This is a genomic window from Patiriisocius sp. Uisw_017 (assembly GCF_047731265.1).
GTDB lineage: Bacteria > Bacteroidota > Bacteroidia > Flavobacteriales > Flavobacteriaceae > Patiriisocius.
In genome coordinates this window covers 3,459,828-3,473,024 of record NZ_CP159835.1, presented here as the reverse complement: position 1 = coordinate 3,473,024, position 13,197 = coordinate 3,459,828, and the positions used below count along the sequence as shown (strand labels likewise).

The following is a 13,197-nucleotide window of genomic DNA, read 5'->3' as shown; positions in this document are numbered from 1 at the left end:
GCCCTATTGCTAGTAAATTTACGCCATTAAAAAAAAATACGATGCCAAAAAACAATTCCTTAAAATCCATATTGATTATCGGATCAGGTCCCATTATTATTGGGCAAGCTTGCGAATTTGATTACTCAGGTTCCCAAGCACTTCGATCACTTCGAGAGGACGGTATTGAAACTATATTAATAAATTCTAACCCTGCTACCATTATGACAGATCCGTCCATGGCGGATCATGTTTATTTGTTGCCACTGAATACAAAATCAATTGTTCAGATTTTAAAGGAACACCCTCAAATTGACGCTGTCTTGCCTACAATGGGAGGTCAGACAGCGCTAAATCTAGCAATCGAAGCTGATGAAAAAGGTATTTGGAAAGATTTTGATGTTGAAATTATTGGCGTAGACATTGACGCAATAAATATTACTGAGGATAGAGAAAAATTTCGTGTTTTAATGGAGCAAATAGGAGTTGATATGGCGCCACAGGCGACTGCAACATCCTATTTAGAAGGTAAAGAGATTGCGCAAAAATTTGGCTTTCCACTTGTAATTAGGGCTTCTTACACTCTAGGGGGTGCAGGGGCTTCTATCGTTTATAAAGAAGAGGACTTCGACGCACAGCTTTCTCACGGACTTGAAATCTCTCCTATACACGAGGTGATGATAGACAAGGCGATGATGGGATGGAAAGAATTTGAGTTAGAATTGCTTAGAGACAATAATGACAACGTGGTTATTATTTGTGCAATTGAAAATATGGACCCGATGGGGATTCATACAGGAGATTCTATAACTGTGGCACCTGCAATGACTTTAAGTGATCGCACGTACCAAAGAATGCGTGATTTAGCCATTCATATGATGCGAAGTATTGGTGATTTTGCTGGAGGTTGTAACGTTCAGTTTGCGGTGAGTCCCGATGAGAAAGAAGATATTATCGCTATAGAAATAAACCCACGTGTTTCAAGAAGTTCTGCATTGGCTTCAAAGGCCACTGGATACCCTATTGCAAAAATAGCAGCAAAACTTGCTATTGGGTATCATTTAGATGAATTAGAAAATCAAATTACAAAATCAACGTCGGCATTATTTGAGCCTACATTAGATTATGTTATTGTCAAAATACCTAGATGGAACTTCGACAAATTTGAAGGTAGTGATAGAACTTTGGGACTACAAATGAAGTCTGTTGGAGAGGTAATGGGGATAGGCCGTAGTTTTCAAGAAGCCCTTCACAAAGCAACACAATCTTTAGAAATAAAGAGAAACGGTTTGGGAGCAGATGGAAAGAGCTATACTGATTATGAGCAAATTCTTGATAAATTAAAGAATGCGAGTTGGGATCGTGTCTTCGTTATTTACGATGCAATCCAATTGGGAATACCATTGAGCCGTATTCACGAAATCACAAAAATTGATATGTGGTTCCTCAAGCAATATGAAGAACTCTATTTACTAGAAAAGGAAATTTCCACATTTACATTAGACACACTTCCAAGAGAATTACTTCTCGAAGGAAAACAAAAAGGATACGGAGATAGACAAATAGCGCATATGCTTAAATGCTTGGAAAGTCAAGTATATAATAAGCGTGAGGAGATGAATATACAGCGCGTATACAAATTAGTGGATACCTGTGCGGCAGAGTTTAAAGCCCAGACCCCTTACTATTATTCTACGTTTGAAAATGAAATGGTACTTCCTGACGGAAAAGCATATGCAGAAAATGATAGTATTGTAACAGATAAAAAAAAGGTAATCGTACTAGGTTCTGGACCTAATAGAATTGGACAAGGAATCGAATTTGATTACTGTTGTGTGCACGGTGTTTTAGCGGCTGCGGAAGAAGGATTCGAAACAATAATGATTAATTGTAACCCTGAAACCGTTTCAACCGATTTTGATGTCGCAGATAAATTATATTTTGAACCTGTTTTTTGGGAACATATTTACGATATTATTCGTCACGAAAATCCTGTTGGGGTTATTGTCCAATTAGGAGGGCAAACAGCCTTAAAGTTAGCTGAAAAGTTAGAGCGTTATGGAATTAAAATATTAGGAACCAGCTTTAAAGCACTAGATTTAGCTGAAGACCGCGGAAGTTTTTCTAACATCTTAAAAGAACTTGATATCCCATATCCAGAATTTGGTGTCGCCGAAACAACCGATCAAGCGCTAGCACTTGCTGACCAACTCGATTTCCCGTTACTAATTAGACCTTCTTATGTTTTGGGTGGTCAAGGAATGAAGATTGTAATCAATAAGGAAGAATTAGAGAAACATGTTGTTGACTTGTTACGGAAAATACCAAATAATAAACTCTTATTAGATCATTATTTAGATGGTGCTATAGAGGCAGAAGCAGATGCAATTTGTGATGGAGAAGATGTTTATATTATTGGTATTATGGAACATATTGAGCCTTGCGGAATTCACTCGGGAGACTCTAATGCGACCTTGCCACCTTTCAACTTGGGTGAGTTTGTAATGCAACAAATAAAAGACCACACAAAGAAAATTGCTTTGGCACTTAATACGGTGGGGCTTATAAATATTCAGTTTGCAATCAAAGAAGACAAAGTATATATAATTGAAGCAAATCCGCGTGCGTCCAGAACAGTTCCTTTTATTGCTAAGGCATACGGAGAACCTTACGTTAATTACGCGACTAAAGTAATGTTGGGTGTAAAGAAGGTTAAGGATTTTGACTTTAATCCTCAATTAGAAGGATACGCTATTAAACAGCCCGTATTTAGTTTTAATAAATTTCCTAATGTAAATAAGCAACTGGGTCCAGAAATGAAGAGTACTGGAGAAAGCATCTTATTTATTGATAGCTTAAAGGATGATCAATTTTACGATTTATATTCTCGTAGAAAAATGTATTTGAGTAAGTAAGTTTTTTGAAAACTCTTTAAATTAAAAACAGTTTTCTTTTATACAGAAAGCTGTTTTTGCTTTTAGAATACCTACAATTTTATAATGTTATTAATGGTTAGTAATGAAGAAAAAAATAGTGCTGGTATTGTTTGTGTTTATAGGCACACTAGTTAGTGGACAAAGGGGAAACGATCCTTCAGAAGAAGATGTTGCTGTCGCTAAAGAATTTAAAAAAAGCTACCCAGACGAAGACATAGTTTTGCTTTCTAAAACAGTAGTCGTTGAATTTGCTAAAAATGTCAAAAGAGGTTTTGTGGAAGCAACAACTCGAAAAACAGTAGAATTCTTAAATATCTCACAAAGTGTCACCATTCAATATCCTGTATTTTACGATTCAGAATCTACTATTGGAGACTTTACTATATATGATCGAAGAGGTAAAAAAACGGCTCATTTTAGCATGGGTATTCGTGATGAATATTTAGAGAATAATGATATGTTTCATACAGATTATAGGGTGAAGTACACTAATTTATCATTTCCGCTACAAGGGACTCGATATAAAGTTTCTACAGAGAAGAAATATAACGACGTTAAATATTTTACAAGCGAATATTTTGTAGATGCTTACCGAATCAAAGAAGGAAAATTAGTCGTTAAAATACCCTCTTGGCTAACATTAGAATTAAAAGAGTTTAATTTTGAAGAATTTGCTATTTCAAAAGAAGAAACAACCCAAGGAGATACGCGTATCGTTACTTATGCATATAAGAATGCGGCTTCTCAAGTAGATGAAAATGACAGTCCCGGACCTTCGTTTATGTACCCTCATATATTGTTTTTAGCTAAATTCTACACAGAAGACGCTATAGAACACAAACTCTTTAACGATGTGAGCGATCTTTATGCTTGGTATAATGGTCTCGTCCAGAACGTTGAAGTAGACGCATCTGTTTATGCAGATAAAGTAAAAGAATTGACCGCGACAGCGATTTCAGATACTGAGAAGGTAAAGAATATTTTCTATTGGGTACAAGATAATATTAGGTATATCGCTTTTGAGGATGGTATTGCAGGATTTCAGCCAGACAGCCCTCAAAATGTTTTTACAAAACGATATGGCGATTGCAAAGGGATGGCGATTCTTACAAAAAGTATGTTGGAAGAAGCTGGATTAGATTCGCGATTGGTTTGGATTGGGACAGATAGGTTGGCTTACGATTACAGTACACCTTCATTATCAGTAGACAATCACATGATTTGTTCGGTGCAATTAGATGGCGAAACGATTTTTCTAGATGCTACTGAAAATTATAACAAACTGGGGGAGTACGCAAGTCGAATTCAGAATAAACAAGCATTAATACAAGGGGAAGACAGTTTTGAAATTCTAAGAGTCCCCATGGTTTCTGAAACGACAAACGTAGATAAAACCAGCTATAATCTTAGCATTGCTGAAGAGCGCTTAATAGGAAATGCAACACGTTTTTATGAAGGCGAATGCAGAGTACTGTTTCAGAATAACTATACCACCTTTGGCAAAGGCGAGCAAGAAGATGTATTACAGAATTACCTGTCAGGTGGAAATAAAAATATAAAAGTAAGCCAAGTACAACCTTTTGATCAAGAGGAGCGCGATTTAGATTTAACTATTTTATACACTATAGTAATTGAAAGTGCCGTGGCCGAATTTGAGGGTACGATATACGTTGATATAGATCCAATAAAAAGTGCTGGCGATTATATTTTTAAAGACCGAAAGGTAGATTACAAATCAAGAATGAATCAAAAAACAATCACTGAAGTATTTCTTGAAATTCCTCAAGGGTATACCGTGGAGCAATTGCCTGAAAATGTCTCGGTCGATAATCAATTTTTGAACATTACAGTGATGTATGAGCTGCAAGGGAAAAAGCTACTCTTTACAAAGGTGATAGATTTTAAGAGAAGGTGGGTTAAAAGGAAAGAGTTCGATAGTTGGAATGCTTCTTTTTTAACTTTAAAAGAAAATCTTAATCAACAAATAACTTTGGTAAAACAATAACTTATACCAAGCAGTATGTTTAAAAATTATATAGCCCAACTTGTGTTATTTCTGTTTGTGATTACGGCAACAGCACAATCTAAAGAAGAACAATCTTTGCAACAGCAATTCTGGCAAGAAGGCACTCCGGCTTCTAAAACCCTAGAAATTCCAGAAAAATGGAAAAATGAAAGTGCGGTAATCCTTTACCTTAGCGAATATTACGGATTTACAAACAACGGTAAGAAGATGTATAATCCTTCTTCGATACATCAGCGTGTAAAATTACAAGACAAAGCAGCAGTAGAATATTTTTCAGAATTTGAATACAAAAAGGATCAAAAAATAGGTTTTGGTTTGGTTAACTTTTCAAGAGAAAAAACAACTATTGGTATCAAAATTATAAAACAAGATGGGACGGAAAACATTCTTAATATTTCAGAGGAGAGCATTTTACAGGACGACACCAATAAACTTGCAATCCCAGGTCTAGAGGTTGGAGATGTTTTAGACATCTTTATTTATGAGGACGATTATCTTAAGGCTTTTAGTGGTTACCACGAGTACGACCCGCAGGAAAAGGTATTAAGTACTGTTTATCCTGTATCGTATCGCAAGCTTTCGGTAGAGGTAGAGAACGACTATTTTTTAAATATGGAGTCCTTTAACGGTGCTCCAAAAATTAAAGAAGAAAAAACAGATAGAAGAGCCACACGTAAATATGTCTTAGAAGCAACTGATATTGAAACAATTGAATTCCCAAGGTGGTATTATCCATTAACGGAATTACATGCGATTAAATTTCAAGTAGTTTTTGCTCTTAAAAATTCTAACGAAGCGCGGGCAAATGTTTTTTTATCTGAGAAAGATGCTGTTAGAAAAGGGAGCGTTTCTAAAGAAGAAATCCTGGACTATTACGGAGGTCGTTTTGATACAGATTCGAGAAGAGATGTAAAAGATGTGCTCAAATATTTAGAAAAAAAAGGGATTACGAACAAGCGCGAGCAGATGGAGCAGGCGCTGTATTATATTCGTCATAAAAGTTACAATAGGTTTGTAGAGCTGGTTTTAGCCAGTGACAAGGGGATTTCAAATTATCCAATGCTCTGTGATAAAGACTATGTGGTTCTAAATGAAAACAGATTTGTAAATTATATGTCAGGATTGGCAAAGCAGCTGGAGATTGATTATGACATTATTGTAGCAACGCCTGAGTACGAAGGGAGTATTGACGACTTATTAATTCGGAAAAACGTAGCGCATGGACTGCGTTTTAACTTCCCGAAACCCTTGTATTTCTTTGACCTTTCTCCGCACGTGCAGCCAGATTATTTCCCTAAATATTTAGAAGGGACTAAGGTGTTCAAACTAAATGTAAAAAAGAACCGAAAGATAGACGATGTATTGTACGACACATTACCTGTTACTACTGCTGCTGAAAATGCAACCGTTGTACAAAACAATATCACGCTAAGCGCTGACTTTAAATCTATGGAGTTAGAAAGAAATTCTCAATTCACAGGACATTTTAAAACTGAAGCGTTGAATACCTATTTATTCTTTAGTGATTATATAAATGAAGAGTTTGCACATTATGATACGAAGCATTTTTATGCGTGTAGTAAAAAGCAAAATAAATCCAATACTGAAATTCAAAATAAAATAGAAGCATTATATGCAACCTACAGAGAGGAACACGAAAAAAATCTAAAAGAGAGTGTTGATAGTGAGTTAGATGCTATTTTAGACGCATATGAGTATACTGTTATAGATACCGCAAGGTATAGTGATGCTCCTTTATCTGTAAAAGAAAAATTTACGATTAAAGGTGAATTTGTTAAAAAAGCGGGGCCTAATTTTTTAGTAGAAGTCGGAAAATTTATAAGTGGTCAAGTGCAAATTCAAGAAGCCGAAATAGACCGTACACTTGGTGTTTATGTAAACAATGCAAAAACCTATAGTTACAATACAACAATAACGATTCCTCAAGGATACACCGTTGTTGGTTTAGAGAAACTCAACAAGAATGTATCTAATGAGACGGGCTCTTTTGTGAGTGCGGCAATTATAGAAAATGGGGTCTTAAAATACACTACAAAAAAGACATACGCTAAAAGAAAGTATGCTGCTCAAGAGTGGAAACAAATGCTTCCTTGGTTACAAGCTGCTTACAATTTCTCTCAAGAAAAAGTGATGTTTAAAAAGGAACAGCAGTAGCACTAGTTTTTTTTAGAAATCGCAATGTAAGTTGGCAATATTTAAATAGTAAAACTGTGTTGGATTTATTGTCGTATATTGTAGAAAAAACAAATTATTATGAAAAAAATTACATTATTTATTGCTCTGTTTGCTGTTATAGCAACACAAGCGCAACAAACATTTATGGTTGATTGGGATCAATCAACTTCGGTTGCAGATGCCAGTTTCACAATCGAAACAGGTGATACTGTTATTTGGACTTGGGTAAACCAATCTCCGCACGACGTTGTTGCTTCTCCAGACGAAATGGATGCACCCGGCGATTTTGGAAGTCTCATTCAAACTGGTGTAGGGCAAAGCTATCAATATACCTTTACTGAAGTAGCTGTTATCGATTATTTATGCTCGGTTCATGCCACACAAATGCTTGGCACACTAACCATTGAACAAGCACTTTCGGTTCAAGATAAATTTGAAAAAAACATTACATTCTTTCCGAACCCAGTAGCGGATACTATGAGAATTCGTTCTTTGTTTCAATTTGACACTTATAGTATTTATGATATCTACGGAAAACAAGTAGGTCAAGGAAATGGTAACGGAACGTATACAGATTTAAATGTATCGTATTTACAAACTGGAGTCTACTTTGTAAAAGTCGTAGACGGTGATTTAGAAGCAACCATTAGATTGATTAAGAAATAAAAAGATTAAACAAATACTGAAAATGAAAAGCATCCTTAATTAAGGATGCTTTTTTAATTTTGCCTAAAGCCTTTTAATTCCTGTTAAAATGAGGTGATTGTTCTAGGGTAACATCATTTATGAAATAGTTGGTGTCTCCCCAAAAGGAAAAAGTTCCAAAACGTTCAACATATCCAAGCTTTACATATTTTCCTTGATACTCTTTTAGTTTTTCAATAACCTCTTTTTCTTGATCTAATACTGAAAATGAAAAAATTTGTGCACCACTTACTCCCTGGCTAATCTCACCTTCATACGTTTTGACAATAATCCCTCTGCTACTAAATTTTATCAACTCACCAGCACGAGTACCTTCACTGTAGGGAACAAAATAAATAAAGGCAAAGTAAAGCACATACAATGCAATCAAGCTTCCAAGTATTATAAATAGTATTTTTTCATTTTTTCGATTTAATTTCTTTCAATCTTATATGCGTTGATATGCTGAATGCAATTCTTATAACTATCGTAGTACTAGCAAACATATAATAAACCCCTTAAAATCTTTAGAATTGACAAAGTCGCGAGGGCCTTGATAAAAATAATACACAATCAATTAATTATTTTCTAATAATGCTGAAGAATCAGGATTGCTGTTTTCATTAGATTTTTTAACTAATTTTTCATTTAAATGTTTGCGTTGTTTGATTCCCAATTTTTTGATAGACTCTACTTTACTCACCAAGTTGCCCTTTCCAGTAAGTTTTTTCATAGAACTGTCGTAACTTCCTTTTACAGTATTTAATTGATTTCCTACTTTTATTAAATCTTCTGTTAAGTTTACAAATTGATCGTAAAGTCTTCCTGCTTGTGTGGCAATTTCAAGTGCATTTTGTTGTTGCTTTTCATTATTCCACATGGTATCAATCGTTCTTAAAGTCGCAAGAAGAGTGGCAGGTGTTACAATCACAATGTTTTTCTCAAACGCCCAAGCATATAAATTTTCATCAGTATTAACTACCAGAGCAAAAGCTGGTTCAATGGGTACAAATAAAAGCACAAAATCAGGACTTTCAATTTTATAGAGATCGTGGTAATTCTTTGCGCTAAGTTGCTCAATATGCTTTTTAATAGAGCTAACATGAGCATTTAAATGTCCTTTTCGAAGTTCATCGTCTTCCTCATTCATATATCGCTCGTATGCAACCAGTGACACTTTTGAGTCAATAACCATTTTATTATTATCTGGCAGGTGTATAACAACATCTGGAAGAACGCGCTTACCTTCGTCGTTTACAAAACTATTTTGCACAAAATATTCTCTGTCTTTCTCTAGACCACTTTTTTCAAGAACACGTTCCAATACTAATTCTCCCCAATTTCCTTGTATTTTGCTATCTCCTTTCAACGCTTTTGTTAGATTATTAGCCTCTTTACTCATCTGCTCGTTCAGCTCTTTTAAACCTATAATTTGTTGTCGCAACATAGCGTGGCGATTGATACTTTCTTTATTGGTTGAATCTACTTTTTCTTCAAATTTTTCAATTTTTTGCTGTAAGGGTTTTAAAATTATATCAAGATTTACTTGATTCTGTTTGGTAAACTTATTAGATTTTTCGTCCAATATTTTATTCGCTAAATTTTCAAATTCTTTAGTGAATTTTTCCTGTAATTTTTCAACTTCAGCTTTTTGTTCTCGAAGTTTTGTCTCCAAATTTTCTAATGTTGCATTGCGCTGTGTGAGTTCAATATTTAAAAACTCCTTTTCTTTTCTAATGTCTTCTCGTTCTCTTAGAACATTTTTGAAGCGTTCGTTCAATTTTTCTTCCTGGGATGCATTTTGAAATAATCGCTCTTCTAATTTTGAAATTTCAGATTTTGATTTTATACGCGCCAATATATTTCCTATATACGCACCCACTAAAAGACAAACCGTTGTGAGAATAATAAAAAGTCCAATTTCGTTCATTTTTTTAATTTAATAATGGGTTTAATTAGCTGATTATTAGTTTTTTTTAATGTAATCCAATAAAAATCACTTTATAGAAAACCGACCAGTTTCCTTGTTAAAGGTAATGATTTCTGAAGGAAACAGTGAGTCGAACGCTCCTTTATCAATGAGGTTTTTTGGTTTGTCAAATGCGGTCTTTTCTTTTGACATCACGAGCATATAATCTGTTAATTGTATGGCTAAATCTATTTCGTGGGTGGAGAATAGGATTGTTTTATTTTGAGTATGCGCTAATTCTTGAAGTAACTTTAAGATATAGGCGCGGTGGTACAAATCTAAATGTGTTGTGGGTTCGTCTAACAATATTAAAGGTGTGTCCTGAGCCAATGCTCTTGCTATGTATACTCGCTGTAACTGCCCATCACTCAATTCAAAACATTTTTTGTTTTTTAATTCAGACAAATGAGTGGCTTCTAACGCCTCGTTAATCTTTGTTTTATCTATTTCAGTTAGAAGTCCAACCCAGTTTGTATGGGGATGACGGCCAAGACTTACCAATTCTTCTACCGTTAAATTTTTTGAAGCTGGAGTTTCGGTTAAAACAACACTTACTTGAGTAGCTAATACAATGGGTGAGTGTGACTCTAGACTTTTATTATAAATGCTAATTTCCCCTTGTAATGAAGGTTGCATCCCTAAAAGTGTTCTTAATAAAGTCGATTTTCCTATTCCGTTTCCACCTACTAAACCTACTAAGCTACCACTAGAAATTTCAAAAGAAATTCCAGCTGCTATGATTGAATCATTCTTTTTGTTTCGATACCCAATGGATAGATTTTTGGCTTTTAGAATTGGTTTAGTCATACATTTTTAAACTTTTATAGAGTCCAGAAGTGAAGTCTTTCTTCTTCCAGCAAAGCGATCTGTTTTCTCTATTAAAAAAACAACTTCCGCTTCTTTACCAATAACCATATAACAACTGGCGCACCAATAATTGCTGTGATCGCGTTAATGGGTAAATAATATTCGGAAAATGGTAATTGTGCAATGGTATCGCATAACAACATTAAAATAGCACCATAAAGCGCTACCATTGGGATCAAAATTGCGTGATTGGCGGTCTTTGTAATTTGACGTGTTAAATGCGGAACAGCCAAACCAACAAATGCAATGGGACCCACAAAAGCTGTAATTCCGCCGGCTAAAATACTTGTGGCTAATATGATAATAATAGTAGCACGCTTTATATTTAGACCCATACTTTGGGCATAATTTTCTCCCAATAATAAGCCGTTTAAAGATTTACTACTGGCAAAACTTAAAAGCAACCCTATTGCGAAACAAACAATTAAAACAAAAATCCCGCTCCAAGATTGATTGCCCAAACTGCCAAAAGACCAAAAAACAAACTGCTGTAATTGCTCGGCACTACTAAAATAGGAAAGTACCGAAACTATTGCTGTAGTCACACTGCCAAACATTAAACCAATGATTAATATTGCCATCGTGTCTTTAATACGAAAAGTGACCGCGAGTACCGCTAATAAAACTAGAAAACTACCCAAAGCACTTGCCAGTACTAATGCCCAAGGATTTGAAAAAACCGATCCTAAAACCCCACCAAAAAGACCAGCTCCTAAAATTATTAAAGCAACTCCCAAACTAGAACCGCTGCTAAGTCCCAATACAAAGGGTCCCGCGAGTGGATTTCTGAATAATGTTTGCATTAGTAAACCGGCAATCGAAAGTCCTGCACCCGCTATAATCGCCGTAATAGCTTTTGGGATTCTATATTCTAAAACGATAAATTCCCAAGAATCTTTGGATATACTGCCTCCAAATAAACTGGCTAAAACTTCTTTTAAAGGAATTGAAACCGAACCTAAACTTATATTAATCAATAAAGCAACTAACAGTGCGGTTACTAATCCTATAATAGTAGCGGTATGTTTTTGATGAACAATCATTCAACTGGAGTAAAAAAGAAGAGTTCGTGTTCTGGAAGTAACTCAGGATGTAGTATTTTAATGATATCTTTTAATACTATGTCTGGGCGATTGGGTGCTAATTCATAGTACAATACTCCTCCAGTTGCTCCTTTTTTATTGGTAAAACTGAAAACTTTATCGTTTTTAAAAGCATCAAATTGTCCGTAAACTGAAGCATTTTCAAGCATTTGTTTCTTCGAGGTAAATTGACCAGGACCAATCCAATACTCAGCATCTTGTCCTTGATCAAGGACACTTTCTATATTTAAAGAAAGACTTCCCGTACCTTTAGAATTCGACCATAAATAATCGCCATTTGCATCATCAATAAACTGCGCTGCCCAGCTATTTCCTTGCGGCAGATACCAGACATCTTTGTACATCGCACCACTAAGAACCGTGGGTTTTATTGTTGTTTTTTTTGCACTTTCCTTTGCACCTAGATAGTTTCTTTCGATGGAATTAAAAATGCTATCTGCTTCTTTTTCTTTTCCATAGAGCGCTCCAAAAAATTTGATCCATTCTGCTTTTCCCAGAGGATGTGTTTCAGTCCAATCTGCATTAATCAGTACAGGGATTCCAGTTTTCTTAATGATCTCTAAGGATTTGTTGTCATCATCAATAGCAAAACTTACAACAGCATCTGGAGAGAGCTCAATTAAAACCTCAGTATTAATAGCTTCATTTCTCCCCAGTTCTTTTATTTTATTTTGAGCAATGCGTTGTCGTGTTTTTTTAGAAGAGATATAGGCTAGGTTAGGAAAACCAACGAGCGAATTTTCAACTTCTAACATTTCTAAAGAAGGAATATGGGTGGTTGAAGTTACCACCACAGATGATAGGGGAGTATTAATAACAGCATCAAAAGCAGTAAACCTATTCGTAACTAGATGGTTTTCTGTTAACACATATGTGTATATTTTATCACTACCGGGCCAAGGGTTTATTATTTTTATAAGCGTGTGATCTGTATATTTTTCTATTTCAAAACCTGTCGCGTATTTTAATGGAACAGCCACGACTTGTCGTTTTTCAGGCTCTTGAAGTTGATTATTATTAGTATTCTTTTTACAAGAAAACACCACCAAACATATTATGAGTAGCAGTATTGGTTTGAAATTAAGGATTTTTTTGCTCATTTTTTTGGAAAGTACAAAAGTATATAAAGATATTTCAATTTGGTCTAGTGTTTCATTTAGATCTTACTTTAGATTTTGATACTGTAAATCCAGGTGCTTTCACTTTTTAGCATCAAAATATTGGAAATGAATTTGAAGCAAGTATCGCAGCGGTAACGGCAGATACCAAGTTTGCAACTCGTTTTAGGTTTAAAGTTAATTATACCAATACAAAACCAAATGAACATTTTGAGCAACGTATCCCAGAATCAAAAACAAACGCAACGATTTTCAATAGTGTTGGGACAAAATCATACGTTGGTTTTAGTTTTAAATATTTGAGTGATCGTTAAGATTC

At 35.0% G+C, this 13,197-nt stretch carries 9 protein-coding genes; 4 read left to right on the top strand and 5 right to left on the bottom strand.

Annotated features, from left to right (window positions below):
- The first annotated feature begins 41 nt into the window (after positions 1-41).
- From carB to ABXT67_RS15730, 4 genes are all read left to right on the top strand, one after another.
- Entirely contained in the window at positions 42-2,894 is a 2,853-nt protein-coding gene (gene carB / locus ABXT67_RS15745) for a carbamoyl-phosphate synthase large subunit (RefSeq protein ID WP_415374982.1), read from the top strand.
- A 103-nt stretch (positions 2,895-2,997) separates the two neighbouring features.
- Entirely contained in the window at positions 2,998-4,920 is a 1,923-nt protein-coding gene (locus ABXT67_RS15740; RefSeq protein ID WP_415374981.1) for a transglutaminase-like domain-containing protein, read from the top strand.
- A 15-nt stretch (positions 4,921-4,935) separates the two neighbouring features.
- Positions 4,936-7,116, top strand: a complete 2,181-nt coding sequence (locus ABXT67_RS15735; protein ID WP_415374980.1) for a hypothetical protein — start codon at positions 4,936-4,938, stop codon at positions 7,114-7,116.
- Positions 7,117-7,215: 99 nt separating this feature from the next.
- Positions 7,216-7,803, top strand: a complete 588-nt coding sequence (locus tag ABXT67_RS15730; protein ID WP_415374979.1) for a T9SS type A sorting domain-containing protein — start codon at positions 7,216-7,218, stop codon at positions 7,801-7,803.
- Between the two features lie 73 nt (positions 7,804-7,876).
- Here the strand turns inward: ABXT67_RS15730 and ABXT67_RS15725 are convergent, their stop codons facing one another.
- The 5 genes from ABXT67_RS15725 to ABXT67_RS15705 all read right to left on the bottom strand — a co-directional run bounded on the left by ABXT67_RS15725 (position 7,877) and on the right by ABXT67_RS15705 (position 12,860).
- A complete protein-coding gene (locus ABXT67_RS15725) occupies positions 7,877-8,212 on the bottom strand; it encodes a 6-phosphogluconate dehydrogenase (protein ID WP_415374978.1) in 336 nt (111 codons plus the stop codon).
- A gap of 186 nt (positions 8,213-8,398) precedes the next feature.
- Positions 8,399-9,751, bottom strand: coding sequence for a DNA recombination protein RmuC (gene rmuC / locus ABXT67_RS15720; protein WP_415374977.1), 1,353 nt, complete (start codon positions 9,749-9,751; stop codon positions 8,399-8,401).
- 66 nt (positions 9,752-9,817) lie between these two features.
- Positions 9,818-10,597: an ABC transporter ATP-binding protein gene (locus ABXT67_RS15715; RefSeq protein ID WP_415374976.1), complete on the bottom strand. Its 780-nt coding sequence runs from the start codon at positions 10,595-10,597 to the stop codon at positions 9,818-9,820.
- A gap of 71 nt (positions 10,598-10,668) precedes the next feature.
- Positions 10,669-11,700, bottom strand: coding sequence for an iron chelate uptake ABC transporter family permease subunit (locus ABXT67_RS15710; RefSeq protein WP_415374975.1), 1,032 nt, complete (start codon positions 11,698-11,700; stop codon positions 10,669-10,671).
- Positions 11,697-12,860, bottom strand: a complete 1,164-nt coding sequence (locus tag ABXT67_RS15705; protein WP_415374974.1) for an ABC transporter substrate-binding protein — start codon at positions 12,858-12,860, stop codon at positions 11,697-11,699. The genes ABXT67_RS15710 and ABXT67_RS15705 overlap by 4 nt, the downstream gene beginning before the upstream one ends.
- Positions 12,861-13,197 lie beyond the last annotated feature (337 nt).